Raw genomic sequence first — 24,419 nt, 5'->3', positions numbered from 1 at the left:
GACATGTCCGAGCCCATCGGCGCCTTCGACAGGGTCGCCGGTCGGGTCGGCATCCGCGCCGGCTACGGGCTGCTGGCGCTGGACCTGGCGGCGCTGGCCTGGGTGATCGTGGAATCCTTCCTGCCGCAGGGGCCGGCGCTGCGGCTGGTGGATTTCGGCTTCGGCCTGGTGCTGGGGACGGAGCTGGTGCTGCGGCTGCGGGCGAGCCCGAAACCGTGGCGGGAGTTGGCGCACCCGGCCGGCATCGCCGATGTGGTGGCGGTCGCCGCCTTCCTGCTGGCGCCCTTCGCACCCGGCTGGGGCTTCCTGCGCAGCCTGCGCACCCTGCGCCTGCTGCGGTCCGCGCGCCTGCTGGCCAAGCTGCGGCGCGACCTGCCGGTGTTCCGCCGCAACCCGGAAGCCCCGATCGCCGCCGCCGACCTGCTGGTGTTCATCGCGGTGATGACCGGCATCGTCCATGCCACCCAACACGCGCGCAATCCGGACATCGCGAACTGGGCGGATGCGCTGTACTTTACCGTCGCGGCGCTGACCACGACCGGATTCGGCGACATCACGCTGGATGGCACCGGCGGCCGGCTGCTGACCGTGCTGATCATGCTGGCCGGCGTCACCTTGTTCCTGCGGCTGGCGCAGGCGCTGTTCCGGCCGCTGAAGGTAAGCTTCCGCTGCCCGAGCTGCGGGCTCGGCCGGCATGACACGGATGCGGTGCACTGCAAGGCCTGCGGCATCCAGCTCAACATCCCCGACGACGGCGACTGAGCCTCCCCCGCAAGCCATCGGCGCGGTTGCCGACTGTCGACATGGGCGGCATCCTGCCCCGCATGAGCCGCGCAGATGGCCTGGAAACGGGAGACGATCCATGAAGCTGACACGCCGCATCCTGCTGGCCGCACCCCTCCTTGCCGCCCCCTCGCTGGCACCGTCCGTCGGCCGCGCGCAATCCGGCTGGCAGCCGACGCGCCCGATCCAGCTCATCGTCGGCTTCGCCCCCGGCGGCGGCTCCGACATCATCGCGCGCACCATCGCGGAGGCCTGCACCCCGCTGTTCCCGGTGCCGCTGGTGGTGGTGAACCGGCCCGGCGCCGGTGGCGCGCTGGCGGCGGAACAGGTGGCGCGGGCGGCGCCGGATGGCCACACGCTGCTGATCGCGGGCGGGTCCGAGAGCACGTCGCTGCCCGCGCACCGCGAATTGCCCTACGACCCGAAGAAGTCCTTCACCGCGGTCATCCGGCTGACCCGCAACGCGCATTTCATCTGCGCCCGCGGCAAGGGCGGCCGCTTCACTACGCTGGAACAGGTGATCGAGGCGGCGAAGGTGCGGCCGGAGGCGCTGACGCATGGCTCCTCCGGCGTCGGCACGCTGTCGCATTCCATCTTCATCATGCTGGAGCGCGCCACCGGAACCGACCTGCTGCACGTGCCCTACACCGGCGGCGGCCCGCAGCAGCAGGCGCTGCTGGCGGGGCAGGTGGACCTGGTGGTGCAGGCCTCCGACGAGCTGCGTGGCCTGGCGGCCTCCGGCGACATCCTGCCGCTGGCCTGCGCTTCCGCCCAGCGGATGCCGGCCTACCCCCAGGTGCCGACGCTGCGCGAGAGGGGAATCGAGCTGGTCGCCGACAACATGAAGGGCTGGGTCGGGCCCGCGGGCATGCCGCCGGAGATGGTGGCCTACCTGCATGACCGCTTCCGCCAGGGCATGTCCGCGCCCGGCTGGCAGCGCTTCATGCAGACCACCGGGGAGGCCGATGGCTATGCCGACGGCGCCGGCTTCCAGCGCGACATGGACACGCTGCTGGATGCCATCCGCGCCGCGATGCGCGCCTGATGCCGGACCTGATCAGCCCGCCGGCGCCGGCGGCCTTCATCGGTCTCGGCGTGATGGGTGCTGCCATGGCGGCCAACCTTGCCCGCGCCGGCTACGCGCTGGCCGTCCACAACCGCAGCCGCGGCAAGGCGGAGGCGCTGGAGTCCGCCGGCGCGCGGTGGGCCGCGACGCCGGCCGCGGCGGCGCGGGGCGCGCGGTTCGTAGCCCTCTGCCTGCCGGACACACCGGATGTGGAGGCGGTGCTGTTCGGCCCGGATGGCGTGGCCCAGGGCGTCGCACCCGGCACGGTGGTGGTGGATTTCTCCACCATCTCGGCCAGCGCCGCCGCCGGCTTCGCCGCCCGCCTGGCGTTGGAGACCGGCGCCGTGCTGCTGGACAGTCCGGTGTCCGGCGGGCCGAAGGGCGCCCTGGACGCCACGCTGACCTGCATGGTCGGCGGCGACGCAGCGGCCTTCGCCCGCGCCGAGCCCTGTTTCCGGGCGATGGGAAAGACTCTGACGCATCTCGGCCCGGCCGGGTCCGGCCAGGTCTGCAAATCCGCCAACCAGTTGATCGTCGCCGCCACGATGCTGGCGGTGGCGGAGGCGCTGGCCCTGGGGGCCAAGGCGGGGCTGGATGGGGAGGCGATGCGGCGTGCGCTGCGTGGCGGCAGCGCGGCGAGCTTCGTCATGGAGAACCACGCAACCCGGATGCTGGCCGGCAATTTCGCGCCGGGGTTCCGGGCCGAGTTGATGCGGAAGGACTTGCGCCTGTCCGCCACGGCGATGCGGGACAACGCCGTCTTCGCCCCGGCCACCGCCCTCGCCTCGCAGATGCTGGAGGCGCTGGTGCAGTCCGGCCGGGGCGGGTTGGACAGCTCCGCCGTGGGGGCGCTAGTGGCGGAGCTGTCGGGCGTCAGGCCGGACGCTTGAACGACACCTTGTCGTTCTCGCCGGCCTTCGGCGGCTCCCCGGTCAGGCGGGCCTTCACGTAGCCATAGGCGTGCAGCAGGGTGGAGGACGGCGCATCCCAGTATTCCGCGCCCTCGACCACCACCTTCAGCAGCGCCGCCTTGGGGTCTTCCGGCCCGCCGGGGAACCAGGTCCGCATCGGCTCCGACCACAGCGCCTTCTGCTTCGCCACGTCGCGGATCACCTGCGCGGTGCCGGAGACGGAGACGTAGTTCTGCGCGGACGGGTCCGAATAGGCGAGCAGCACGCGCTCGTCGTGGCGGATCTCCTCGGTCTTCGGGGTGTGGTCACCGGTGAAGAACCACAGCGTGCCGTCGAATTCCTGCAACTTCGCCGCGCGCATCGGCCGGCCGCGCAGGTGGCCATCGGTGTCCACGGTGACGAGGGTCGCGACCTCGACGTCGCGAATCAGCTCCCACACCTTGTCGCGGGCGGCCTGGTCGGTGCGTGTCTCGGTCATGCGGGCATCTCCTGCTTCGGTTGGGCATGAAACGGTCGCGCGCCCAGAGGGTTGCCTCCGGGGTTGCCTCCCTCTGGGCCCGCGTTACGGTGCGCGCATGTCGCACCCCCTCATCAAGCTCACCCGCGATGGCGTCATCGCCACCGTCACCATCGACCGGCCGGCCAAGCGAAACTGCATGGACCTGCCGATGTGGATCGCCCTTGCCGAGGCGATGGAGGAATGCTCCGCGGATGAGGACCTGCGCTGCGTCGTGGTACGCGGCGCGGGGGAGGAGGCGTTCTGTGCCGGCGCCGACATCGCCGCCTTCCCGACCGAGCGCGGCACGCCGGAGCGCGAGGCGGTGTACGCCGCCGAGATCGGCCGCAGCTTCCAGTCGCTCCGCATCTGCCGCCATCCGGTGGTCGCGGCCTGCCGTGGCTGGACCATGGGCGGCGGGGCGGGGCTGGCGACGATGGCGGATTTCAGGGTCGGCGGGCCGGGGACCCGGATGGGCATCCCGGCGCGCAACCTCAACATCTTCTACGCCTATGACGAGCTGGACCCGATCCTGCAGTCGGTCGGCTACGCGGTCGCCATGGAATTGCTGGTGGAAGGCCGCGTCTTCACCGGGGAGGAGGCCTTCCAGAAGGGCCTGCTGACCCGGCTTGTGCCGGATGAGGATGTGCAGGCGGAGGCGCTGGCCTTGGCGCAACGCATCGCCCAGGGCGCGCCGCTGGCCAACCGCTTCCACAAGAAGGCGCTGCAGGAGTTGCGCGGCGAATTGCCGATTTCGCCCGCGGCCTACGAGGCCAGCCGAAGCTTCCCCTTCACCGAGGATTTCCGGGAAGCGACGCAGGCGTTCCTGGAGAAGCGGAAGCCGGTGTTCCGGGGGCGGTAGAGCGGGCCCGGCCCCCACCCCGACCCTCCCCCGCAGGCGGGGGAGGGGGCGGCTGGATCTCCCTCCCCCGCTCTTGCGGGGGAGGGTCGGGGTGGGGGCTTGCGCTACCGCCCCATCCTCACCTTCAGCACCCGCACGACATCCGCCAGCACGCCCTCCAGGTTTCCCCGCACCTCGTTGTTCCAGTAGCGCAGGACGTGCCAGCCGGCCGCGACCAGCGCGGCGTCCCGGACCGCGTCCCCCGCATCCCCGCGCCGCCCGCCATCCACCTCGACCACCAGCCGCGCCTCGATGCAGGCGAAGTCGGCGATGAAGGGCGGGATGGGGTGCTGGCGGCGGAAGGCGGCGCCGAGCGCGTTCCGGCGCAGCGCGCGCCAAAGAAGCCGTTCTTCAACGGTGGCGTCGCGCCGAAGCCGGCGGGCGGCGGCACCGAGGGTGGGATCGCGCATGCTGGCGCGAACCCCCACCCCGACCCTCCCCCGCGAGCGGGGGAGGGAGAGGCAGGCTCAGCTATGCGCCAGGATCGCCAGCAGCAGCAGGGCCACGATGTTGGTGATCTTGATCATCGGGTTCACCGCGGGGCCGGAGGTATCCTTGTAGGGATCGCCCACCGTGTCACCGGTCACCGCGGCCTTGTGGGCCTCGCTGCCCTTGCCGCCGAAATGGCCCTCCTCGATGTACTTCTTGGCGTTGTCCCAGGCACCGCCGCCGGTGGTCATGGAGACCGCGACGAAGAAGCCGGTGACGATGACGCCGAGCAGCATGGCGCCCAGCGAACTGAACGCCGCCGCCTTGCCGCCGATGGTCAGGATGACCACGAAGACCACGATCGGCGACAGCACCGGCAGCAGGGAGGGGATGATCATCTCCTTGATCGCCGCCTTGGTCAGCATGTCCACCGCGCGGCCGTAATCCGGCTTCTCCTCCCCGGTCATGATGCCGGGATGCTCGCGGAACTGGCGGCGCACTTCCTCGACCACCGCAGTTGCCGCGCGACCCACGGCGGTCATCGACATGCCGCCGAACAGGTAGGGCAGCAGGCCGCCGAACAGCAGGCCGACCACCACATACGGGTCGGACAGGCTGAAGGTCAGCACGCCGATGCCCTCGAAGTAGGGGTAGGTCTGCGGGTTGGCGATGAAGTGGTTCAGGTCCTGCGTGTAGGCCGCGAACAGCACCAGCGCGCCGAGGCCCGCGGAGCCGATCGCATAGCCCTTGGTCACCGCCTTGGTGGTGTTGCCCACGGCATCGAGCGCGTCGGTCGAGACCCGCACCTCCGCCGGCAGGCCTGCCATTTCGGCGATGCCGCCGGCATTGTCCGTCACCGGCCCGAAGGCATCGAGCGCCACCACCATGCCGGCCAGCGCCAGCATCGTCGTGGTGGCGATGGCGATGCCGTACAGGCCCGCGAGGCCATAGGCGGACAGCACGCCGGCGATGATGATCAGCGCCGGCAGCGCGGTGCTTTCCATCGACACCGCCAGGCCGCGGATGACGTTGGTGCCGTGGCCGGTCTGCGAGGCCTCGGCGATGGACCGCACCGGGCGGAACTGCGTGCCGGTGTAGTATTCCGTCACCACGATGATGGCGGCGGTCACCGCAAGCCCCACGGCGCCGCACAGGAACAGGCTGAACGCCCCGAAGCTGCGCCCGCCGGAGACGATCGGCGTACTGCCGAAGGCCAGGTAGCAGAGCGGCAGCAGCACGATGAGCGACAGCGCGCCGGTCACCATGAAGCCGCGATACATCGCGCCCATGATGTTGTTCGACGCCGGCAGCTTCACGAAGTAGGTGCCGGCGATGGAGGTCACGACGCAGACCGCGCCGATGGCCAGCGGGAACAGCATGCCGGCGATGCGCGCCTCGTCGGTGAAGGAGATGGCGGCGAGCACCATCGTCGCCACCATCGTCACCGCATAGGTCTCGAACAGGTCCGCCGCCATGCCGGCGCAGTCGCCGACGTTGTCGCCGACGTTGTCCGCGATGGTGGCGGGATTGCGGGGGTCGTCCTCGGGGATGCCGGCTTCGACCTTGCCGACCATGTCGCCGCCGACATCGGCGCCCTTGGTGAAGATACCGCCGCCGAGGCGCGCGAAGATGGAGATGAGGGAGGCGCCGAAGCCGAGCGCCACCAGCGCGTCGATCACCAGGCGGCTATTCGCCGCATGGCCCATGATCGGCACCAGGATGAGGAAGTAGACGGCGACGCCGAGCAAGGCGAGGCCGGCCACCAGCATGCCGGTGATGGCGCCCGATTTGAACGCGACGTCGAGGCCGGAGGCCAGCGACTGCGTCGCCGCCTGCGCCGTGCGGACATTGGCGCGGACCGAGACGTTCATGCCGATGAAGCCGGCGGCCCCCGACAGGACCGCGCCGATCAGGAAGCCGATGGCCACCGCGAAGGCGTGCCCGCCGAAGCCGAAGGCGGCCAGGATGACGAAGAACAGCACCACGCCGACGACGGCGATGGTGATGTATTGCCGCTTCAGATAGGCGTTGGCGCCTTCCTGGATGGCGAGCGCGATTTCCTGCATGCGGGCGGTGCCGGCGTCACGCGCCAGGACCTCCTTCGCCGTCACCACGCCATAGGCGATGGACAGGGTGCCCAATACGATGATCAGCAACAATGCGAGCGTCATTTAGCGACGAACTCCCCCTTCCTGGTCTCCCCGGTCCTCGGGCGAGGCGGGCGGGACGCGCGGGGGGAGCCGTGCGGGACCTGCCCCGCGACGCGGGCCAGGGGAAAGCTTGCCGGGCGGGTGCGGCGCTGTCCACGCCGCCCGTTCGAACCGCGCAAGAAAAAGTCGCGGAGGTTGGCCTACTCGGCTGCGTCCTTCAGGCTGGCTGCCTGATAGGCGGCCATGGAGGACATGATGATGTCCGCCGCCTCGCTGGCCGAGCCCCAGCCGCGCACCTTCACCCACTTGTCGGATTCCAGGTCCTTGTAGGTGGCGAAGAAGTGCTCGATGGAGGCGCGGGTGATCTGCGGCAGTTCCTCGGCGCTGGTGATGCCGGAGAACATCGGGTGGACCTTGTCGTGCGGGACGCAGACCAGCTTCTCGTCGGACCCGGCCTCATCCTCCATGTGCAGCACGCCGATGGGCCGGGCGCGGATGACGCAGCCGGGCACCACCGGGGCCGGGGTCAGCACCAGCACGTCGGCCGGGTCGCCGTCATCGGCCAGCGTGCCGGGGATGAAGCCGTAGGCGGCCGGGTAGGCCATGGGGGTGAACAGGAAGCGGTCCACCACCACCGCGCCGCTGTCCTTGTCCAGCTCATACTTCACCTGGCTGCCCTGGGGGATTTCCACCACCACGTTGACATCGTGCGGCGGCGCCTTGCCGGTCGGGATCTTGGCGAGGTTCATGGCGGAGGAGGCCCTTGGATGGCGGTTGTGGCGGCAGTCTAGCGCGCGGCGCGACCGGACGCGACGGGTCGCCGGTTCGCCACTTGCGGGAGGCGCCTCGCCCGTCCCACCCTGGCCAAAACCATCCAGGAGGAACCCGCCCATGCGCCTTCGCCCGCTTCTGGCCGCCCTGCTGTTCGCCGCATCCGCCGCCCAGGCCCAGCCCCAGGCACCTGCGCAACCGCCCGCAACCGAGATCGTGGAGAAGCGCGTCTTCGAGGCCGCCACCCACCAGACCCGCAACGGCGGCACCATCGCCAACCTCCGCATCGGCTACCAGACCGCCGGGACGCTGAACCAGGCCGGCGACAATGCCGTGCTGGTGGCGCATTTCTTCTCCGGCAACAGCCACGCCTTCGGCCGCTATGCCGCCGACCAGCCGCCCGGCTACTGGGACGCGATCATCGGCCCGGGCCGCGCGATCGACACCAACCGCTTCTTCGTCATCTCCTCCGACACGCTGGTGAACCTCAACGTGCGCGACAACCGCACCGTCACCACCGGCCCGGTCTCGGTGAACCCGGCCACCGGGCGCAACTGGGGCACCGCCTTCCCGGTGGTCTCGATGCGGGACTTCATCGAGGTGCAGAAGAAGTTGCTGGACAGCCTCGGCGTGCGGCGGCTCGCCCTGGTCACTGGTCCCTCCATGGGCGCGCTGCAGGCCATCGAATGGGCCGCGGCCTACCCCGAGATGATCGACCGCGTGATGCCGGTGATCGGCACCGGCGAGATCGACCCCTGGATGCTGAACTGGCTCGACATCTGGGAGGCGCCGATCCGACTCGACCCGAACTGGCGCGACGGCGACTACTACGCCCAGGGGCGGGAGCCGCCGCTGCGCGGCCTGGCCGCGGCACTCAAGATCGTCACCGTCCACGCCCAGGACCGGCCATCCCTGGCGCGCTTCGGCCGGCGGGTACCGGAAGGCCAGGACCCGGCGCGGCGCCTGGCGGATCGCTTCGAGGCGGAAAGCGCGCTGGACACCGCGGCGATGGCCCGCGCGCAGGCGTCGGATGCCAACCACTTCCTGTACCTGACGCGGGCCAACCAGTTGTTCCTGAACGAATATGACAGCACGGAGGCCGCCCTCGGCCGCAGCCGGGCGCGCTGGCTGGTGGTGGCGTCGCCCACCGACCGGGTGTTCATGCTGGACTACAACCGGGAGATGGTGGCGACACTGAACCGCCTGGGGCGGCCGGCGGAGCTTGTGGAGGTCTCCGGGCCGCTCGGGCACCTGAACGGCGTGGTGGGCCTGGCGCCGGTCGCGGACCGCATCCGCGCATTCCTCGACGCCCAACCCTGAACCGGGACGCAACCGGCGCGGTAGCCGAGCGCAACCGGGGCGGCATGGGAAGCAAGTTGCTGCTACGGACAGCGTTGCAGCGGCGGAACTGGCACCGGTTCGCGACGGCCGGGGATGTGTCGGAAGTCATAACGGTTTCCCGGCAGGATCGTGCGTGGACGGATCAAGTTACGGGACTCACTGATATTTTGTGGCTGGCACGGCAGTTGCAGCCTTGACAGGCCCGGCATGGAAGCCGGTGCGTGTGGAGGTCAAGAACAATGCTGAACTTGAGGAAAAGCGCTTTCAGCCTGCTGGCAGCGGGCGTCTTCGCCCTGCCACTGATGCCCGAGCGTGCCGAAGCGGGTCCGGTGGCCCTGGAACTGGTCCTGGCGCTCGATGTGTCCGGCAGCATCAGCACCAGCGAATTCAACCTGCAACGCACCGGCTACGCCGACGCCTTCGCCAGTGCCGTGGTGCAGAACGCCATCGCGGCCGCGCCCGGCGGCATCGCGGTGACGCTGGTGCAGTGGTCCACCAGCGCCGTGCAGTCCATCGGCTGGACGTTGCTCGACGGCGCCGCATCGGCCAACGCCTTCGCCGCCTCCATCTCCAGCCTCGGCCGCGCCTTCTCCGGCGGCACCAGCGTGCAGACGGCCATCACCTTCTCCACCGGCCTGCTGCAGGCGGATAACGGCTTCGAAGGGGCACGCAACGTCATCGACGTCTCCGGTGACGGCACCTCCTCCGCCTCGGCGACCGCCGCGGCGCGGGATGCGGCCGTCGCGCTGGGCTACACCATCAACGGGCTGCCGATCGGCGGTTCGGCGAGCCTGAACAATTTCTACGCCACCAACGTCATCGGCGGACCGGACGCCTTCTCCTTGCCCGCGAACAGCTTCGAGGATTTCGCGACGGCCATCCAGACCAAGCTGGTGATCGAGATCGGCGGCGGCCCCGGCCCCGGGCCTGGCCCCGGCCCGGTGCCGGTGCCGGAGCCGGCGTCCCTGGCGCTGTTCGGCCTCGGCCTCGCAGCCCTGGGCGCGGCCCGCCGGCGCCGCCGGCGCGACTGACCGACAGCCGGCCGAGGAACCGCGGCGGGGATGCCCCGCCCGGTTCCGAGGCCGCGGTCCAACCCCGCACTTGCCCGGGGCGCCGCTTGCCGCTGTGATGCGGCACGCGCACAGCCCCGGAGTTCCCCATGCCCCCCCGCTACGTCGTCGATCCCATGCCCGCGCAGATCAGCGCGGAGGTCGTGGCCCTGCTGGAGCAGGCGGAGACCGCCACCGTCGGCCATTGGCGCCATTGGGGCTTCGTCAACCGCGGCATCCAGGGCCTGCTGCGCCGCCGCGTCGCCGGCACCGCCGTGACGGTGCAGATCCCCGGCGCCGATTCGACGCTGCTGCACCACGCGCTGGGCCTGCTGCGGCCGGGCGATATCCTGGTGGTGGACCGCCTGGGCGATGACCGGCATGCCTGCTGGGGCGGCGGCGTGACCGTCGCGGCCAAGGCCGCCGGCGCCCGCGCCGGCATCGTCGACGGCGCCTGCACCGATGTGGAGGAGGTGGAGGCGAGCGATTTCCCGCTGTGGTGCCGCGGCCTGGCCCCCATCACCACGCGCATCTACGACCTGGGCGGGCGGATGAACGTGCCGGTTTCGATCGGTGGCGTCGTGGTGATGCCGGGCGATGCGGTGCTGGCGGATGAATCCGGCGTGCTGGTGCTGCCGCCGGGGGAGGCGGAGGAGGAAGCCCGCCGCGCCATCGCGACGCAGGAACGCGGCCTGGCGACGCAGGCGCGCTGCGCGGAGGGGGCGAAGCTGGGCGAGATCAGCGGCGCCACGGCCAAGGTACTCGCCGGGCTTGCGTGAGGGCGCGGCGCTTGCCATGCAGGGGGCGGCGCTGGGCCTGTAGCTCAATGGTCAGAGCGGGCCGCTCATAACGGCTTGGTTGGGGGTTCGAGTCCCTCCGGGCCCATTCTCAATTTCGCGACATTGCATCGCAAATTGCGAGCAAAGTCATATTTTGACCAAACTGCTGGGTGATCTTGGCAGGAACGGACGCCTCGTTCCTGCAATCGGCATGGCACGCCCTTCGCTTCGGCACCCTCATCCCAGCCGGAGACCGAGCCTTGCCGCTTCCCCGCACGCCCTGGCTTCTCGACGAGCTTCCGGCCGCCGAGGCGCCTTTCCTGTTCGTCCTGCCCCCCACTCCACTGTCGCCCGCCTCGCTGGCGCCGCTCCCTCCGGTGCAGGAGCCAGCGCGCCCGGACGATGCTGCCGAACGCCCGGCCTTGTTGCGGGCGATAGTCGATCCGCTGCCCGCGGCTCCGGCGCCCGGGGCCGGCGTGACGCCTGTCACGGTCCTGGACGCCGCGGCCGCCCGGCCTGAGGCGCCGATCCCTGCTCCGGGCGGCCCCGATCCGATCGGGGCCACGATGCTTCCGCTGCCGGCCTCACCTGGCTGGACCCCCGACGCGCTGCTGCTGCTGTCGTTCGGCCGCGACATTGCGCCGCTGCCGCCGTTCCAGCCCCCTTCGCGCCCGGACGGCGACCTGCACGCCACGCCCGGCCGCGACACCTTCCGCTTCGGCGCCGGCGAGGCCGACCGCACCATCCATGAGTTCGAGCCGGGGCGGGACCGCGTGGAGCTGCGCGAGACCCGCATCGCCGACGTCGTCTTCCAGACCGGCGCCTGGGACCTCCGCCTGCTGTTCGAGGATGGCCAGGCGCTGGGCTTTGCGGGTCTCGGCCACACCGGGCACGATGCGGTGGCGGTGGTGTTCGCCGATGGCGTGCTCTCGGTGGCCGAGATGCTGGACCTCGCCACGGCGCGTCCTGGCGACGCGCCCTGGCCTGTCTGAGGTCACGGCCCGTCTGGGGTCACGGCCCGTCTGAGGTCGCGGTTGGCAGGGCGGGGCCGGGCGGGCTAGAACCCCCCGCTTCACCTCCTGCCCCGGAAGATACGAGCCAATGCCCGCCTGGCAGTATGTCTATGTGATGAAAGACCTCACCAAGTCCTATCCGGGCGGGCGTGAGGTGTTCAAGGGCATCACCCTGTCCTTCCTGCCCACCGTGAAGATCGGCGTGCTCGGCCCGAACGGGGCCGGCAAGTCCACGCTGATGAAGATCATGGCCGGCCAGGACAAGGAATTCGGCGGCGAGGCCTGGGCCGCGGAGGGGGCCCGCGTCGGCTACCTGCCGCAGGAGCCGCACCTCGATGAGACCAAGACGGTCGGCGAGAACGTCATGGAAGCCTTCGCCGAGCTTTCCGGCCAGTTGCGCCGCTTCAACGAAATCTCCGACAAGTTCGCGGAGGAGATGACCGAGGCGCAGATGAACGACCTGCTCGCCGAGCAGGCCGAGCTGCAGGAGAAGATCGAGGCGGCCGAGGGCTGGGAGCTGGACCGGCGCATCGAGATCGCGCTGGATGCCCTGCGCTGCCCGCCCTTCGAGAGCCCGGTGGCGCATCTGTCCGGCGGCGAGAAGCGGCGCGTGGCGCTGTGCAAGCTGCTTCTGGAGAAGCCCGACCTGCTGCTGCTGGACGAGCCGACCAACCACCTGGACGCCGAATCCGTGGCCTGGCTGGAGAAGACGCTGCAGGAATACACCGGCGCCGTGCTGATCGTGACGCACGACCGCTACTTCCTGGACAACGTCACCAACTGGATCCTGGAGGTCGATCGCGGCCGCGGCTTCCCCTACCAGGGCAACTACTCCGCCTATCTCGACCAGAAGCGCAAGCGGCTGCAGCAGGAGGAGCGGGAGGAGAGCACCCGCCAGCGGCAGTTGGCGCGCGAGCAGGAATGGATGGGCCGCAGCCCGGCCGCGCGCATGGCGAAGTCCAAGGCGCGCATCGCCTCCTATGAGGAGATGCTGGCGAAGAGCCAGGAGAAGGCGACCGGCGAGGCCGAGATCGTCATCCCGCCGGCGCCCCGCCTCGGCAACATCGTCATCCAGGCGGAGAAGCTGCGGAAGGGCTACGGCAACCGGCTGCTGATCGAGGATCTGGACTTCAAGCTGCCGCCGGGCGGAATCGTCGGCATCATCGGCCCGAACGGCGCCGGCAAGTCGACGCTGTTCAAGATGATCACCGGCGCCGAGCAGCCCGATGGCGGCAGCCTCATCGTCGGCGAGACGGTCAAGCTCGGCTATGTCGACCAGTCCCGCGACAGCCTGGATGACACGCGCACCGTCTGGCAGGAAATCTCCGACGGGATGGACCAGATCACCATCGGCAAGCGGACGATCCCCAGCCGCGCCTACGTCGCCGCCTTCAACTTCAAGGGCGCCGACCAGCAGAAGCGCGTCGGCGTGCTGTCGGGCGGCGAGCGCAACCGGGTGCACCTGGCCAAGATGCTGAAGCGCGAACACAACGTGCTGCTGCTGGACGAGCCGACCAACGACCTCGACATCGACACGCTGCGGGCGCTGGAGGACGCGCTGGAGGAATTCGCCGGCTGTGCCGTGGTGATCAGCCACGATCGCTGGTTCCTGGACCGGCTGGCGACGCATATCCTGAGCTTCGAGGGCGACAGCCACGTGGAGTGGTTCGAGGGGAACTTCGAAGCCTACGAAGCGGACAAGCGACGTCGACTTGGCGCCGCGGCGGACCAGCCGCACCGCATCAAGTACCGGCCACTGGCCAGGTAGGACGTTGGTCGTCCAGCGCCTCGCGGAGGGCAACGGCATCACCACGCCGCGGCTTTCGCTGCGGCCGGTGGCGCCCGAGAACCTGCCCGACCTGATCGCGCTGAAGGCCGATGAGGACGCCTTCGGCCTCATGCTCCATGGCATCCGCACACCCGAGCGGACGCGGGAGGAGCTTGAGGACGACATGGAGTTCTGGCTGGTGCGCGGCTACGGCACCTGGGCGGTGTACGAACGCGCGACCGGCGACTTCCTCGGCATCACCGGGCTGATGGAACGCCCGGATGGAAGGGGCGTCGCGCTGCGCTTCGCGCTGTGGCCGGCCTGCCGCGGCAAGGGCTATGCGCGGGAGGCGGCGCGGGCGGCACTCGCCTTCGGCTTCCGCCGCGGCCTGGCGCAGATCCAGGCGGTGGCGTGGGAAGGCAACACGGCCTCCCGCCAGGTGCTGGTGGATATCGGCATGGTGGAATGCGACGACTTCCAGCACCGCGGCCGGCGCATGCTGCTGTTCCGGGCGTCGCCGCCCGAGCCGCTCAGCGCCGGTTGAAGAAGCCGACCACCGCCGCGGTCAGTGCCGCGCCGATGGCGCCCTTCTTCAAGGTCTGGCTGCGCAGCAGCGGCGCCAGGATCATCGCCTGGGCCGCGGTGTCGCCCATCTGGCGCATCGCCGCCTGGCGCAGCGCCAGCGCTTCTTCCGCGATCGCATCGCGCGGCGGCTTGCGGGCCATCAGCCCGAAGATGCCGGCCAGCACGAGATCCATCGCCGCGACGATCAGCGCCGCCCAGACCGGCCCCTGCGAGGGGACCAGGGCGGCGAAGCCCGCGATGTGCAGCATCACGAGCAGCATCAGCGCGAACACCGCCGCGACGGCGCCGAAGCCCGCCTGGATGGCGTAGCCCCGGCTGGTCCGCTTCAGGTACAGCCCTTCCGCCTGCCAGGCGGCTCGAACCAGGCTCAGCAGGCGCATCGGGCCGAACACCCTTACTTGCGGTCGGGGTAGACGTAGGTGCGGCTGCCCATCAGCCGGCCCAGGATGTAGCCGCCGAAGGCCGCGGCCGTCACGTACAGCAGCGGCTGCGCGCGGATGGTCTCGGACACCGCGGTGGCATTGTCCTCGATGGTGTCGCGGGCGCGGCGGGAATAATCCTCCACCGTCTCCGCGGCGTGGCCGAGGGCGGGGGTCACGCGCTCCTCCATCAGGCGCTCCACCTGGCTGCGCAGGCGGGCGAGTTCGGCGCGCGCGTCATCGGCCATCCGGCCGCCGGCGGCGGTGGCGTCGTCGCGCAGGTTGCGCATGTCGTTGCCCACGTCCTTGCCGAATTGCGACATGATCCTGGTCCTTTCGAGAATTGGTCGCGCGGTCAACGCCGCGGACCCGTTCCGGTTCCATCTCGTGTTCGCGGAACTTGACCACGCATCGCGCGCGGAGGCGAGACTTCGGCTTCCGGTGGCCTCGCCTGCGCGATAGCCTTGCCGCAGGGCGGCAAAGGGGAACGAAGATGCGCGGGCGGCGGCAATGGCTGGCGGCAGGCGGGGCTTTGGCCCTGGGCGGGCGCGCGGCCCGGGCGCAGAACCCGCGCGACCTGACCGTGGTCTCCTGGGGTGGCGCCTTCCAGGACGCCCAGCGCGACGTGTTCTTCCGCCCCTGGATGACCGCCCGGGACGAACGCATCCTGGAGGAGACCTGGGCTGGCGGCATCGACGACCTGCGCCGCCGCATCCAGCCCGGCCCCAACACCTGGGACCTGGTGCAGGTCGAATCCGAGGAATTGCTGATCGGCTGCGAGGAGGGCCTTTTCGAGCCGATGGACTGGGACGCCATCGGGGGCCGCGAGGCCTACCGGCCCGAGGCGGTCAGCGCCTGCGGCGTCGGTGCCATCCAGTACTCCTTCATCCTGGCCTGGGACCGCCCCCGCGTCGCGACCTCGCCACGCGGCTGGGCCGACCTGTTCGACACCGCGCGCATCCCGGGGCGTCGCGCGCTGCGCCGCGGCCCGAAGACGACGCTGGAGATCGCGCTGCTGGCCGATGGCGTGCCGCGCAACCGGGTCTATGCCGAATTGGCGACGGAGCGCGGCCTGGCGCAGGCCTTCCGCAGGCTGGAGTCGATCCGGGCCGACCTGGCGTGGTGGGAACGCGGCTCCGAGCCGACGCAGTGGCTGGCGGCCGGGGAGGTGGCGCTGACCGCCGCCTATAACGGGCGCATCGCGCTCGCGAATGCGCAGGACGGACGCGACTTCGGCATCGCCTGGCAGCAGAACCTGACCACGCTGGACAGCTGGGTCATCATGCGCGGCAGCCCGAACCGGGCCCGCGCGCTGGCATTCCTGCGCTTCGCCGGGCAGCCCCAGGTGCAGGCCGGCCTGCCGCCGCGCATCCCCTACGGCATGACGGCGCAGGGGGTGGAGGCGCTGCTGCCCGGCCCGCTGCTGGCGCGCCTGCCGACGGCGCCGCCGCACCTGGAGGATTCGCTGCGTATCGACGACCGCTTCTGGGTCGACAACCTGGACCGGCTGAACCGGCGCTTCGAGGCGTTCCTGGCGGGGTAGGGCCCCCGCCCGCCCGCCGGCCCGCTTGCTCAGGGCCGGGCCGGGCCGCGCAGCCAGCCGGGCGCGAACACCCACAGCCCGTCGCGCTGCGCCAGCAGGTCCCGAAGCGGGTCGGCGCGTGCCGCCACCAGGCGGCGCATCGCCTCGTCGCGCAGCACATACAGTGTCCGGCCAGGCGCGCGATCGGTTCCCAATGCGCGCCGAAGTTGGTGGAAGGCACGGCGTGGATGCGCTGGTAGCGCCGTGCCGCCTCGGTCCAGAACGGGTCGCGCAGGCGGGGCGTCGCCACCGCCGGCGCGGCCGCGACCAGCCCGCGCCGCCTGGAGCGCCGCGCACAGCACCATCCAGGGGCCCCAGTATTGCGGGATCTCGAGCAGCGGGCGCAGCGCCTTGGCCAGGATGGCGGCCAGCGGCACCGCATCGACGTAGAAGATGGCGCTCGACAATTCCATGCCGTAGGCCGGGTTCAGCCCGGGCGGCCAGGACCACGGCGCGGGCGCGAAATACTGCCAAGCGACGAGGTAGGCCACCGGGTCCGGCCCCAGCGTTCCGTGCAGCAGCCAGCCGAGATCGTGGATGTCGAGGATGCGCGGCCCCAGCGTCGCGATCGCCGCCAGTCCGCCCCCGAGGCACGCGGCGAGCGCCAGGAGGCGCGCCGGCCAGCCTCGTGCCGATGCCGCCGCGGGCTGCGGTGCGGCCATGGCAGGCATCATCCCGTGCCCATCCCGTTGCTTTTCCTCCCGCCCCGGGCGCGCGGGGCGTGTTCACCGGATCGTGAGCCTGGGGGCGCGTGGCCGCAGGCACAACAGGGTGGCTTGCGGCGAGGATGGTGCTCCTGGCGGAAAACTGAGGTGGCCGGCACCTTGGCGCGCGAAGTGCCCCGGCCCACTGTCCCGGCCCAGGAAACCAGGGAAGCCATCGCATGATCCAGCTGCACCGCCGCCGCCTTCTGGGCGGATTGGCACCCGTCGCCGCCACGTTCGCCCTGCCGGTCTGGGCGACGCCGCGCCCTGCCTTCGCCCAGGCCGCCGCCGGCGCACCACCCTCCGGCCCGCACCGGCAGGCGCCGCTGCCCTACGCCTTCGACAGGAACGAGGCGGCAATCGATGCGCGGACCATGGAGCTGCACTATCGCTTCCACCATGGCGGCCAGGTCAACGGCCTGAACACCGCGCTGCGCGACCATGGCGCACTGGCGCAACTGCCGCTCGACCAGTTGCTGATGAAGCTGAATGAGGTTCCGGACAGCGTGCGGACCGCGGTGCGCAACAATGGCGGCGGCCATGCCAACCACACGATGTTCTGGGAGATCATGGGCGGGTCCGGCGGCACGCCGGAGGGCGAGCTGGCCGAGGCCATCCGCCGCGACTTCACCGACCTCGACACGCTGCGCAGCCGGTTCAACGCGGCGGCGAACGGCGTGTTCGGCAGCGGCTGGGCCTTCGTGACGGTCAACCGCGAAGGGCGCCTCGCCCTGGTCACCAAGCCGGGCCAGGATACGCCGCTGATGGATGGCCAGCGCGCGCTGCTGGGCAACGACGTGTGGGAACACGCATACTACCTGCGCTACCAGAACCGTCGTGCCGAATACACCGGCAACTGGTGGAACGTGGTGGACTGGCAGAAGGTGGCGGCGCGCTACGCCGCGGCGAAGGCCGGCACGCTGACGGTGTGACGCGGAACCCGGGGGAGGGGCCAGCCGTTGGGGCCGGCTCCACCTCCCGGGTCATCGGCATCATGGCGCTCCGCCTCAAGCCCCTGTCGCAACAGGTCCTCGTCATCACCGGCGCCTCCTCCGGCATCGGCCTCGCCACCGCGCGGATGGCGGCGCAGCGCGGCGCGGCCGTGGTGCTGGTGGCGCGCAGCGAGGAGTCGCTGGCCGAGGCGGTGGCGGAGATCCGGAAGGCTGGCGGCCGGGCCGAATATCATGTCGCCGACGTGGCGGATCGGGAGGCGCTGCAGGGTGCCGCCGATCTCGCCACGGAAAAATTCGGCGGCTTCGATGCCTGGGTGAACGATGCCGGCGCCAGCATCTATGGCACGCAGGAACAGACGCCCGTCGCGGACCAGCGCCGGCTGTTCGAGACGAACTACTGGGGCACCGTGCATGGCAGCCTGATCGCGTGTGCGCATCTGAAGCCGAAGGGCGGCGCGCTGGTCAATGTCGGCTCGGTGCTGTCGGACCGGGCGATGATCTACCAGGGCACCTATTCCGCCACGAAGCACGCGGTGAAGGCCTTCACCGATGCGCTGCGGATGGAGCTGGAGGTGGAGGGCGCGCCGGTTTCGGTCACGCTCATCAAGCCGGCGAGCATCGAGACCACCTTCCAGGACCATGCCCGCATCCTGATGGACACGCCCGGCGTGATGGTGCCGCCGCCGACCTATGACCCGCGGCTGGTTGCCCGCGCCATCCTGTTCGCCTGTGCGACACCGCGCCGCGACCTGTATGTCGGCGGCGGCGGCGCGGCGATCTCGGTGCTCGGCAACCTGTTCCCACGCGGCACCGACCTGGTGATGCAGGCGATCGGCCGCAGCAGCCAGACCACCGGCGAGACCGGAAAGCCGGAGCGGCGCGACAACCTGTACCAGGGCCGGCCGGGCGGCGCCGAACGGTCGAGCCTGTCCGGCACGCCGCAGCGCACCTCCAGCCTGCTCCTGGAGGCGCAGATGAATCCGGTTGCGGCACTGGCCGCTGCCGCGGGCTTCGCCGCGCTGGTGGCCGGCGCGATGCTGTCGCGCCGGCGCTAAGCCTGCCTCAGCCCACCGCTTTCTGGCGCGAGGTGAAGAACGGCGTCGGCTTGATCAGGCGGTTTTCCATCTTGATCAGCAGGCCGCGGTCGCCGGCGGCCTTCAGGTATTCGCCCCAGGCCGGGTCGGCGGCCATGGCGCTGCGGCGGCGTTCGCGGTCGCCCTGGTCGGCATAGCCCCACATGTGGACGACGGTGTTCAGCGCGCCTTCCACCGTGGTGTACCAGCCGAGGCAGTTCTCAAGGTACTTGAGCTGGAGCGGCCAGGCCTTCTCCTCATACAGCGCCACGAATTCCGGCAGCTTGTTGGGCAGCGTGGTGTAGATGCGCAGGTCGACGATTCCGTAGGGCGCTGGCATGGGGTGTTCCTCCTTGTCCCGCGGCCACCATGGCCTGCCGGTTCCGGCCGGGGAAGCCGGGTCAGGTGCAACCGCTTCATCATGGCGGTGTCACCGCCACGTCATCCGGTGCTTGTATAGCCCCGCACAGCAAGGGGCTGCACGGATGCTGGAACTGCAGGGCCTGACGCGTCGCTTCGGCGCCGTCACGGCCGTCAACCAAGTGAACCTGGTGGTCCCGGACGGGCAGATGGTCGGCGTCATCGGCCGGTCCGGCGCCGGCAAGTCCACCCTGCTGCGCATGATCAACCGGCTGACCGAACCCTCCGAGGGCCGCATCGCCTATGGCGGGCGGGACATCACCACGCTGCGCGGCGCCGCGCTCCGCCGCTGGCGCACCGACTGCGCGATGATCTTCCAGCAGTTCAACCTGGTGCAGCGGCTGGACGTGCTGACCAACGTGCTGGTCGGGCGGCTGAACCACCGCCCCGGCGTGATGGGCACCGTCACCAGCCTGCTGAAGATGTTCACGCCGATGGAACGCGCCATGGCGATCCAGGCGCTGGACCGCTTCGACCTGGCGGAGGTGGCGCTGCAGCGCGCCGATACGCTGTCCGGCGGCCAGCAGCAGCGCGTCGCCATCTGCCGCGCCCTGTTGCAGGAACCGCGCCTGATCCTGGCCGACGAGCCGATCGCCAGCCTCGACCCGCGCAATGCGAAGACGGTGATGGACGCGCTGCGCCAGGTGAACCGGGAGGACGGGCTGACCGTGCTCACCAACCTGCACCACCTGAACACCGCCCGGCAGTATTGCGACCGCATCGTCGCCATGCAGGCCGGCCGCGTGATGTTCGACGGCACGCCGGCCGAACTGACCGCGGCGCGGGTGCAGGAGATCTACGGCGTCACCGAGGATGAATTCGAGGACCAGGCGGAGGAGCAGGCGAGCACCGCCGAGCGCCCGGGCCTCCTCAAGCAACCCGGCCTCGCCGTCGCCTGAACCGGGCGGCGTGGTCGGCGGAGTTCCCCCCCAAGCTCTCCTGGAGAGACCCGCATGATCACCCGTCGCCTTCTGGTCGCCGGCGCCACGCTGGCGCCCTTCGCCGTGGCCGCCCAGACCGCAAGCCAGACACCCGCGCCGGCCATGCCCACTCCGGGCCGCCGCACCTGGGCGCAGCAGGTGCCGCAGCTGCGCATCGGCCTGCTGGGCGGTGAGAACGAGCAGGACCGGCTCGGCCGCTACGAGGCCTACCGCGCGCTGCTGGAGACCACCTTCGGCATCCCCGTCCGCCTGTTCCCGGCCGCCGACTACTCCGGCGTTATGCAGGCCTTCAGCGCGCGGCAGATCGAGGGCGCGGGCATGGGCGCCTCCGCCTATGCCGGCGCCTGGCTCGATACCAATGGCGGCGTCGAGCCGCTGTGGGTGGCGCGGGAGGCCGATGGCGGCATCTCCTACGTCGCGGTGATGGTGGTGCGCGCCGACAGCGGCATCACCAGCCTGGAGGACATGCGCGGCAAGGCGCTGGCCTGGGCGGACGCCAATTCCACCTCCGGCTACCTGGTGCCGCGCAGCGAGCTGCGCGCCGCCGGCATCGGCACCGAAAGCGGCCAGTACTTCTCCCGCACCGGCTTCGGCGGCGGGCATGAACAGGCGGTGGTGGCGGTTCTGCAACGGCAGTATGATGCCGCCGTCACCTGGGCCTCCGGCCAGGGCGAGGTCAGCCAGGGTTTCACCCGCGGCAACCTGCGCGCCATGGTGGAGAAGGGCATGCTGAACATGGCGGACCTGCGCATCATCTGGACCTCGGCGCCGATCCTGAACGGGCCGATGACGGTGCGGCGCGACCTGCCGCAGGCCTTCAAGGACGATTTCCGCGACTTCCACCTGGCGCTCGCCGGCGCGCATCCGCAGATCTACGCCCAGATTGAACGCGGCGGTGGCCAGGGCTACGCGCCCGTGACGCATGAGATGTTCGAGCCGATCGTGCGCCTGCGCCGCGAGGAAGCGGCCGAACGCCGCCGCCGCTCGTAGTCATGGACGCCGCGCTGCCCGCCGCTGGCCTGCCCGCCGCCGATGTGGTCTCGCGGGCGGAGGCGGCGTTCCGGGCGGCGCGGCGGCTGCGGCGGCAGGCGACGCTGCGCTGGGGCGTGATCCTGCTGGCCTGCCTGTACGTCTCCGCCTGGCTGAGCGAGATGACGCCGGGCGCGCTGGCCGACGGCCTGCCGCGCATCGGCGAGTATTTCTGGCGCATCGTGCCGACCCTGCGATGGGAGACGCTGTTGTCCGACTGGGAGACCGAGGGCAGCCTCGCCTCCTGGTTCTACCGCCTCGACAAATGGGCCTGGCTGATCTTCGAGACCAGCCAGATGGCCTTGCTCGGCACGCTGTTCGGCACTGCCATCGGCTTCGCGCTGTGCTTCGTGGCCGCCCGCAACCTGGCGCCGAACCGGGTGGCGTTCCAGGTCGCGCGGCGCTTCCTGGAATTCTGCCGCACGGTGCCGGAGATCGTCTTCGCGCTGATCTTCGTCTGGGCCTTCGGCATCGGACCCCTTGCGGGGATCCTGGCTATCGTCATCCACACCGCCGGCGCCAACGGGAAGCTGTTCGCGGAGGTGGTGGAGAATGCCGAGGCCTCCGCGATGGAGGGCGTGCGCGCCGCCGGCGGCAACTGGTTCCACCGGGTGCGCTTCGGCGTGCTGCCGCAGGTGGCGCCGAACCTGCTCAGCTACACGCTGCTGCGTTTCGAGATCAACGTGCGCGGCGCCAGCGTGCTCGGCTTCGTCGGCGCCGGCGGGATCGGGGAGGAACTGTATCACGTGATCTCCTTCAACTACTACGAGGAGGTCGGCGCCATCGTGGTCCTCATCATCCTGTCGGTCGCGATGATCGACCTGGTCTCCGAACGCCTGCGGCACGGCCTGATGGCCGGCGCGGCGCGGGGCTGACGGCGATGGCGCTCGCACAGCCGACCCCCGGCCAGATCAAGCAGATCCGCGCGCGCATGCCGGCGGCCTTCGGGCCGACGCCGCGGGTGCGGGCGCTGCGGGCGGCGGCGGGACTCGCCGCGCTCGCCTGGATCGGCTTCCTGTTCTGGTGGTTCCAGATCACGCCGGCCCGGCTGTGGAACGGGCTTTCCGGCCTCGGCACCATCGTCGTGCTGATGATCCCGCCCTCGCCGGGCGAACTGTGGGTCGATATCCTGAAGGGCATCGCCGAGAGCGTCGCCATGGCCTTCCTCGGCACCTTCATCGCCGCCGTCATCGCCGTGCCGCTGGGCTTCCTCGGCGCCAACAACGTGGTGGTGAACACGCTGGCGCATTTTTCCATCCGGCGGGTGTTCGACGGCTTCCGCGGCATCGACCAGTTGATCTGGGCGCTGGCCTATGTCCGCGCCGTCGGCCTCGGCCCGCTGGCCGGCGTGCTGGCGATCGCGACGGCCGACATCGCCGTGCTGGCGAAGCTCTACGCCGAGGCGATCGAGAATGCCGAGCGCCGGCAGGCGGAGGGGATCGAGGCGGTCGGCGGCAGCCCGCTGATGCGCACCCGCTTCGGGCTGCTGCCGCAGGTGCTGCCGGTGATGCTGTCCCAGGCGCTGTACTTCCTGGAGAGCAACACGCGCTCCGCCAGCGTGCTCGGCATCGTCGGCGCCGGCGGCATCGGGCTCGCGATCGCCGAGCGCATCCGCATCCGCGCCTGGGACGAGGTCGCCTTCATCATCATCCTGATGCTGGTGGTGGTGGCCATCATCGACCAGATCTCGGCCCGCATCCGCCGCAGGCTGATCGGGGGCAGGGAGGTTCTGCCCGCACGCTGAATCAGCGCGGCATCACCCGCGCAATGCTGATCTGGCGGCCTTGTTCGGCGATGCGCGGCGGGGCCCCCGCGGCGCTCAGCGACCAGGTGAGGTCCAGCACCTCCCCGGCCAGGGTCACGCGGGCGCCGGGTTCAAGCTCGGCACGGATGCTGCTGACATCGCCCTGCACATGCAGGCTGCGGCAACCGCCGGTCAGGACCAGGGCGTTGCGGTGGCCGCGCACCAGCACGTCGCGGCCGGTGCAGTCCAGGCTCTGGCGCAGGGCGCTGCCCTCGATCAGCAGGGTCTCGCCGGCGGCCGGGCTGGCCAGCAGAAGCAGCAGCCCGGCCAGTCGCCTCACGAACCGCCGCGTTCCGCCTGCGACTGCGCGGCCAGGGCGCGGGCCATCTGGCTCAGCGCCTCCTGGTGCTTCTCGTTGTCGATCAGGGCGAAGTTGCGGGCCAGCTCCAGGCACATGCGCTGGCGTGGGGAGGCCTCGGGGCCGGCATTGTCGCTGGTCAGCCCATCGAAGAACCAGGACACCGGCACGCCCAGCACCTGGCCGATCTCGAAAAGCCGCCCGGCCGAGATCCGGTTCAGGCCGCGCTCATATTTGTGCGCCTGCTGGTAGGTCACGCCGATCAGCTTCGCGAGCTGCTGCTGCGACAGGCCCATCATCACGCGGCGTTCGCGGATGCGGGCGCCCACATGGCGGTCCGCGGCATTCGCGCGCTGTCCCGGACGCTCCCCGGCCACGGCGGGGATGGCCTGTTCCTCGGTCTCGATCGTCGGCATTGCTGGACCTCCGCGGCACCGGCCGCGATACATCTGATGACCTGAACTCTATTGCGCACGGGTTCGCCTCTCGCGCGCATGACAAGGACGTGATGTAGACCGACTTACGTTATTTTTGCGTGTAGGTCGCCCATTCTGCTCGCGTCGGACGCGAGTCTGGCTAATCCCGCTTCTTCGCGGCTTCCATCGCCTTGTAGTGCTCGATCTGCTGCCGCAGCGCCTCGAGCTCCGCCTGCAGCGCGGCCAGGCGGGCGGCATCGGGCTGCGGCTCGGCCTGTTCGGCGGCGGTGCGGAAGGGCGAGAACAGGCTCATCGCGCGTTCCATCATGGCCATGTTCTGCTTGCCCATCTCCTCCAGGTTGGTGAAGGGGATGAAGCCGCCCATGGTCTGTTCGACGGTGCGCCGCACCTGGTCGTGCTGGCGGGAAAAGGCGCCCATCACCGATTCCAGGTAGCGCGGCACCAGGGACTGCATGCTGTCGCCGTAGAAGCCGATGATCTGCCGCAGGAAGGAGGTCGGCAGCAGGTTGCGGCCCTTCGCTTCCTCCTCGACGATGATCTGCGTCAGCACGCCACGGGTGATGTCCTCGCCGGATTTCGCGTCGTAGACCACGAAGTGCCGGCCGTGGCGCACCATCACGGCCAGGTCCTCCAGCGTGACGTAGGAGGAGGATTCGGTGTTGTAGAGCCGGCGGTTGGCGTATTTCTTCACCACCACCGGCGGCATCGCGGCGGTTT

General features: G+C 70.5%; 28 protein-coding genes and 1 tRNA gene. 18 read left to right on the top strand and 11 right to left on the bottom strand.

The features are described 5' to 3' along the window. Positions 1 to 3: 3 nt before the first annotated feature. The 3 genes from ACFHPP_RS16790 (at position 4) to ACFHPP_RS16780 (ending at position 2,739) form a co-directional block, all read left to right on the top strand. Positions 4 to 762 (top strand): potassium channel family protein, encoded by a 759-nt coding sequence (locus ACFHPP_RS16790; RefSeq protein WP_437164389.1) that lies wholly within the window; start codon positions 4 to 6, stop codon positions 760 to 762. Positions 763 to 862: 100 nt separating this feature from the next. Beyond that, a complete protein-coding gene (locus ACFHPP_RS16785; RefSeq protein ID WP_437164388.1) occupies positions 863 to 1,828 on the top strand; it encodes a Bug family tripartite tricarboxylate transporter substrate binding protein in 966 nt (321 codons plus the stop codon). Next, positions 1,828 to 2,739 (top strand): NAD(P)-dependent oxidoreductase, encoded by a 912-nt coding sequence (locus ACFHPP_RS16780; RefSeq protein ID WP_437164387.1) that lies wholly within the window; start codon positions 1,828 to 1,830, stop codon positions 2,737 to 2,739. The genes ACFHPP_RS16785 and ACFHPP_RS16780 overlap by 1 nt, the downstream gene beginning before the upstream one ends. Here ACFHPP_RS16780 and ACFHPP_RS16775 read toward each other — a convergent pair. Further along, a complete protein-coding gene (locus ACFHPP_RS16775) occupies positions 2,723 to 3,238 on the bottom strand; it encodes a pyridoxamine 5'-phosphate oxidase family protein (protein WP_437164386.1) in 516 nt (171 codons plus the stop codon). The two genes, ACFHPP_RS16780 and ACFHPP_RS16775, sit on opposite strands and share 17 nt — an antisense overlap. A 97-nt stretch (positions 3,239 to 3,335) precedes the next feature. Here ACFHPP_RS16775 and ACFHPP_RS16770 point away from each other — a divergent pair, with 97 nt between their 5' ends. Then, positions 3,336 to 4,118, top strand: coding sequence for an enoyl-CoA hydratase/isomerase family protein (locus ACFHPP_RS16770; protein WP_437164385.1), 783 nt, complete (start codon positions 3,336 to 3,338; stop codon positions 4,116 to 4,118). A gap of 104 nt (positions 4,119 to 4,222) precedes the next feature. Here the strand turns inward: ACFHPP_RS16770 and ACFHPP_RS16765 are convergent, their stop codons facing one another. The 3 genes from ACFHPP_RS16765 to ppa form a co-directional block, all read right to left on the bottom strand. After that, positions 4,223 to 4,567 (bottom strand): endonuclease domain-containing protein, encoded by a 345-nt coding sequence (locus ACFHPP_RS16765; RefSeq protein ID WP_437164384.1) that lies wholly within the window; start codon positions 4,565 to 4,567, stop codon positions 4,223 to 4,225. Between the two features lie 57 nt (positions 4,568 to 4,624). Further along, positions 4,625 to 6,757 carry a sodium-translocating pyrophosphatase gene (locus tag ACFHPP_RS16760; protein ID WP_437164383.1) on the bottom strand — a complete coding sequence of 711 codons (2,133 nt, stop codon included), beginning with the start codon at positions 6,755 to 6,757 and terminating at the stop codon, positions 4,625 to 4,627. Positions 6,758 to 6,936: 179 nt separating this feature from the next. Continuing rightward, the gene (gene ppa / locus ACFHPP_RS16755; RefSeq protein ID WP_437164382.1) at positions 6,937 to 7,485 is read right to left on the bottom strand and encodes an inorganic diphosphatase; all 549 of its coding nucleotides are present in this window, start codon (positions 7,483 to 7,485) and stop codon (positions 6,937 to 6,939) included. Positions 7,486 to 7,627: 142 nt separating this feature from the next. Here ppa and ACFHPP_RS16750 point away from each other — a divergent pair, with 142 nt between their 5' ends. The 7 genes from ACFHPP_RS16750 to ACFHPP_RS16720 all read left to right on the top strand — a co-directional run bounded on the left by ACFHPP_RS16750 (position 7,628) and on the right by ACFHPP_RS16720 (position 14,001). Further along, on the top strand, positions 7,628 to 8,827 hold the full coding sequence (locus tag ACFHPP_RS16750) for an E22 family MetX-like putative esterase (RefSeq protein ID WP_437164381.1): 1,200 nt from the start codon (positions 7,628 to 7,630) through the stop codon (positions 8,825 to 8,827). 260 nt (positions 8,828 to 9,087) lie between these two features. Continuing rightward, a complete protein-coding gene (locus tag ACFHPP_RS16745) occupies positions 9,088 to 9,879 on the top strand; it encodes a DUF1194 domain-containing protein (RefSeq protein WP_437164380.1) in 792 nt (263 codons plus the stop codon). Positions 9,880 to 10,007: 128 nt separating this feature from the next. Continuing rightward, a complete protein-coding gene (locus ACFHPP_RS16740) occupies positions 10,008 to 10,676 on the top strand; it encodes an RraA family protein (RefSeq protein ID WP_437164379.1) in 669 nt (222 codons plus the stop codon). 33 nt (positions 10,677 to 10,709) lie between these two features. After that, positions 10,710 to 10,782 (top strand) — tRNA-Ile (locus tag ACFHPP_RS16735). A 154-nt stretch (positions 10,783 to 10,936) separates the two neighbouring features. Continuing rightward, positions 10,937 to 11,668: a hypothetical protein gene (locus ACFHPP_RS16730; RefSeq protein ID WP_437164378.1), complete on the top strand. Its 732-nt coding sequence runs from the start codon at positions 10,937 to 10,939 to the stop codon at positions 11,666 to 11,668. 109 nt (positions 11,669 to 11,777) lie between these two features. Then, a complete protein-coding gene (gene ettA, locus ACFHPP_RS16725) occupies positions 11,778 to 13,457 on the top strand; it encodes an energy-dependent translational throttle protein EttA (protein WP_437164377.1) in 1,680 nt (559 codons plus the stop codon). Positions 13,458 to 13,461: 4 nt separating this feature from the next. Next, positions 13,462 to 14,001 (top strand): GNAT family N-acetyltransferase, encoded by a 540-nt coding sequence (locus ACFHPP_RS16720; RefSeq protein ID WP_437164376.1) that lies wholly within the window; start codon positions 13,462 to 13,464, stop codon positions 13,999 to 14,001. On the opposite strand, the gene ACFHPP_RS16715 is transcribed toward ACFHPP_RS16720, so the two are convergent. Together ACFHPP_RS16715 and ACFHPP_RS16710 are read right to left on the bottom strand one after the other, a co-directional pair. Further along, positions 13,988 to 14,422 carry a phage holin family protein gene (locus tag ACFHPP_RS16715; RefSeq protein WP_437164375.1) on the bottom strand — a complete coding sequence of 145 codons (435 nt, stop codon included), beginning with the start codon at positions 14,420 to 14,422 and terminating at the stop codon, positions 13,988 to 13,990. The genes ACFHPP_RS16720 and ACFHPP_RS16715 overlap by 14 nt on opposite strands. Before the next feature lie 14 nt (positions 14,423 to 14,436). After that, positions 14,437 to 14,784, bottom strand: a complete 348-nt coding sequence (locus ACFHPP_RS16710; RefSeq protein WP_430670095.1) for a hypothetical protein — start codon at positions 14,782 to 14,784, stop codon at positions 14,437 to 14,439. A 170-nt stretch (positions 14,785 to 14,954) separates the two neighbouring features. Here ACFHPP_RS16710 and ACFHPP_RS16705 point away from each other — a divergent pair, with 170 nt between their 5' ends. Continuing rightward, a complete protein-coding gene (locus tag ACFHPP_RS16705) occupies positions 14,955 to 16,004 on the top strand; it encodes an extracellular solute-binding protein (RefSeq protein ID WP_437164374.1) in 1,050 nt (349 codons plus the stop codon). 29 nt (positions 16,005 to 16,033) lie between these two features. On the opposite strand, the gene ACFHPP_RS16700 is transcribed toward ACFHPP_RS16705, so the two are convergent. Then, a complete protein-coding gene (locus ACFHPP_RS16700) occupies positions 16,034 to 16,705 on the bottom strand; it encodes a DUF6311 domain-containing protein (protein WP_437164373.1) in 672 nt (223 codons plus the stop codon). Positions 16,706 to 16,926: 221 nt separating this feature from the next. On the opposite strand from ACFHPP_RS16700, the gene ACFHPP_RS16695 reads away from it, so the two are divergent. Beyond that, the gene (locus ACFHPP_RS16695; RefSeq protein WP_437164372.1) at positions 16,927 to 17,679 is read left to right on the top strand and encodes a superoxide dismutase; all 753 of its coding nucleotides are present in this window, start codon (positions 16,927 to 16,929) and stop codon (positions 17,677 to 17,679) included. A 62-nt stretch (positions 17,680 to 17,741) separates the two neighbouring features. After that, positions 17,742 to 18,755 (top strand): SDR family oxidoreductase, encoded by a 1,014-nt coding sequence (locus ACFHPP_RS16690; protein ID WP_437164371.1) that lies wholly within the window; start codon positions 17,742 to 17,744, stop codon positions 18,753 to 18,755. 7 nt (positions 18,756 to 18,762) lie between these two features. On the opposite strand, the gene ACFHPP_RS16685 is transcribed toward ACFHPP_RS16690, so the two are convergent. Next, positions 18,763 to 19,113, bottom strand: a complete 351-nt coding sequence (locus ACFHPP_RS16685; RefSeq protein ID WP_437164370.1) for an NIPSNAP family protein — start codon at positions 19,111 to 19,113, stop codon at positions 18,763 to 18,765. A gap of 145 nt (positions 19,114 to 19,258) precedes the next feature. On the opposite strand from ACFHPP_RS16685, the gene phnC reads away from it, so the two are divergent. From phnC to phnE (ACFHPP_RS16665), 4 genes are read left to right on the top strand one after another with little or no spacing between them, the layout of a single operon-like run. Continuing rightward, complete coding sequence (gene phnC / locus ACFHPP_RS16680) at positions 19,259 to 20,092, top strand: phosphonate ABC transporter ATP-binding protein (protein WP_437164369.1); 834 nt, start codon at positions 19,259 to 19,261, stop codon at positions 20,090 to 20,092. 54 nt (positions 20,093 to 20,146) lie between these two features. Continuing rightward, a complete protein-coding gene (phnD, locus tag ACFHPP_RS16675) occupies positions 20,147 to 21,124 on the top strand; it encodes a phosphate/phosphite/phosphonate ABC transporter substrate-binding protein (protein ID WP_437164368.1) in 978 nt (325 codons plus the stop codon). 2 nt (positions 21,125 to 21,126) lie between these two features. Continuing rightward, complete coding sequence (gene phnE, locus ACFHPP_RS16670) at positions 21,127 to 22,038, top strand: phosphonate ABC transporter, permease protein PhnE (RefSeq protein WP_437164367.1); 912 nt, start codon at positions 21,127 to 21,129, stop codon at positions 22,036 to 22,038. 5 nt (positions 22,039 to 22,043) lie between these two features. After that, positions 22,044 to 22,907 (top strand): phosphonate ABC transporter, permease protein PhnE, encoded by an 864-nt coding sequence (phnE, locus tag ACFHPP_RS16665; RefSeq protein WP_437164366.1) that lies wholly within the window; start codon positions 22,044 to 22,046, stop codon positions 22,905 to 22,907. Position 22,908: 1 nt separating this feature from the next. Here the strand turns inward: phnE (ACFHPP_RS16665) and ACFHPP_RS16660 are convergent, their stop codons facing one another. The 3 genes from ACFHPP_RS16660 to phaR form a co-directional block, all read right to left on the bottom strand. Further along, a complete protein-coding gene (locus ACFHPP_RS16660) occupies positions 22,909 to 23,247 on the bottom strand; it encodes a hypothetical protein (protein WP_437164365.1) in 339 nt (112 codons plus the stop codon). Then, positions 23,244 to 23,681: a helix-turn-helix domain-containing protein gene (locus ACFHPP_RS16655; protein ID WP_437164364.1), complete on the bottom strand. Its 438-nt coding sequence runs from the start codon at positions 23,679 to 23,681 to the stop codon at positions 23,244 to 23,246. The genes ACFHPP_RS16660 and ACFHPP_RS16655 overlap by 4 nt, the downstream gene beginning before the upstream one ends. Positions 23,682 to 23,841: 160 nt before the next feature. Then, positions 23,842 to 24,408: a polyhydroxyalkanoate synthesis repressor PhaR gene (phaR, locus tag ACFHPP_RS16650; RefSeq protein ID WP_437164490.1), complete on the bottom strand. Its 567-nt coding sequence runs from the start codon at positions 24,406 to 24,408 to the stop codon at positions 23,842 to 23,844. Positions 24,409 to 24,419: the final 11 nt, after the last annotated feature.

Origin of the sequence: Falsiroseomonas sp. E2-1-a20 (assembly GCF_051433195.1) — a bacterium.
GTDB lineage: Bacteria > Pseudomonadota > Alphaproteobacteria > Acetobacterales > Acetobacteraceae > Falsiroseomonas.
The sequence above is the reverse complement of the archived record's forward strand: the minus strand, read 5'-3'. Positions and strand labels throughout refer to the sequence as shown.

Bases quoted from the DNA above. Each gene is read 5' to 3' on its own strand.
- ACFHPP_RS16775 (WP_437164386.1), bottom strand. From the start codon at position 3,238: ATGACCGAGACACGCACCGACCAGGCCGCCCGCGACAAGGTGTGGGAG.
- phaR (WP_437164490.1), bottom strand. From the start codon at position 24,408: ATGCCGCCGGTGGTGGTGAAGAAATACGCCAACCGCCGGCTCTACAAC.
- ACFHPP_RS16750 (WP_437164381.1), top strand. From the start codon at position 7,628: ATGCGCCTTCGCCCGCTTCTGGCCGCCCTGCTGTTCGCCGCATCCGCC.
- ACFHPP_RS16685 (WP_437164370.1), bottom strand. From the start codon at position 19,113: ATGCCAGCGCCCTACGGAATCGTCGACCTGCGCATCTACACCACGCTG.
- phnD (WP_437164368.1), top strand. From the start codon at position 20,147: ATGATCACCCGTCGCCTTCTGGTCGCCGGCGCCACGCTGGCGCCCTTC.
- ACFHPP_RS16710 (WP_430670095.1), bottom strand. From the start codon at position 14,784: ATGTCGCAATTCGGCAAGGACGTGGGCAACGACATGCGCAACCTGCGC.
- ACFHPP_RS16745 (WP_437164380.1), top strand. From the start codon at position 9,088: ATGCTGAACTTGAGGAAAAGCGCTTTCAGCCTGCTGGCAGCGGGCGTC.
- ACFHPP_RS16770 (WP_437164385.1), top strand. From the start codon at position 3,336: ATGTCGCACCCCCTCATCAAGCTCACCCGCGATGGCGTCATCGCCACC.
- ppa (WP_437164382.1), bottom strand. From the start codon at position 7,485: ATGAACCTCGCCAAGATCCCGACCGGCAAGGCGCCGCCGCACGATGTC.
- ACFHPP_RS16700 (WP_437164373.1), bottom strand. From the start codon at position 16,705: ATGGCCGCACCGCAGCCCGCGGCGGCATCGGCACGAGGCTGGCCGGCG.
- phnC (WP_437164369.1), top strand. From the start codon at position 19,259: ATGCTGGAACTGCAGGGCCTGACGCGTCGCTTCGGCGCCGTCACGGCC.
- ACFHPP_RS16765 (WP_437164384.1), bottom strand. From the start codon at position 4,567: ATGCGCGATCCCACCCTCGGTGCCGCCGCCCGCCGGCTTCGGCGCGAC.
- ACFHPP_RS16655 (WP_437164364.1), bottom strand. From the start codon at position 23,681: ATGCCGACGATCGAGACCGAGGAACAGGCCATCCCCGCCGTGGCCGGG.
- phnE (WP_437164366.1), top strand. From the start codon at position 22,044: ATGGCGCTCGCACAGCCGACCCCCGGCCAGATCAAGCAGATCCGCGCG.
- ACFHPP_RS16760 (WP_437164383.1), bottom strand. From the start codon at position 6,757: ATGACGCTCGCATTGTTGCTGATCATCGTATTGGGCACCCTGTCCATC.
- ACFHPP_RS16705 (WP_437164374.1), top strand. From the start codon at position 14,955: ATGCGCGGGCGGCGGCAATGGCTGGCGGCAGGCGGGGCTTTGGCCCTG.
- ACFHPP_RS16695 (WP_437164372.1), top strand. From the start codon at position 16,927: ATGATCCAGCTGCACCGCCGCCGCCTTCTGGGCGGATTGGCACCCGTC.
- ACFHPP_RS16740 (WP_437164379.1), top strand. From the start codon at position 10,008: ATGCCCCCCCGCTACGTCGTCGATCCCATGCCCGCGCAGATCAGCGCG.
- ACFHPP_RS16790 (WP_437164389.1), top strand. From the start codon at position 4: ATGTCCGAGCCCATCGGCGCCTTCGACAGGGTCGCCGGTCGGGTCGGC.
- ettA (WP_437164377.1), top strand. From the start codon at position 11,778: ATGCCCGCCTGGCAGTATGTCTATGTGATGAAAGACCTCACCAAGTCC.
- ACFHPP_RS16785 (WP_437164388.1), top strand. From the start codon at position 863: ATGAAGCTGACACGCCGCATCCTGCTGGCCGCACCCCTCCTTGCCGCC.
- ACFHPP_RS16690 (WP_437164371.1), top strand. From the start codon at position 17,742: ATGGCGCTCCGCCTCAAGCCCCTGTCGCAACAGGTCCTCGTCATCACC.
- ACFHPP_RS16715 (WP_437164375.1), bottom strand. From the start codon at position 14,422: ATGCGCCTGCTGAGCCTGGTTCGAGCCGCCTGGCAGGCGGAAGGGCTG.
- phnE (WP_437164367.1), top strand. From the start codon at position 21,127: ATGGACGCCGCGCTGCCCGCCGCTGGCCTGCCCGCCGCCGATGTGGTC.
- ACFHPP_RS16780 (WP_437164387.1), top strand. From the start codon at position 1,828: ATGCCGGACCTGATCAGCCCGCCGGCGCCGGCGGCCTTCATCGGTCTC.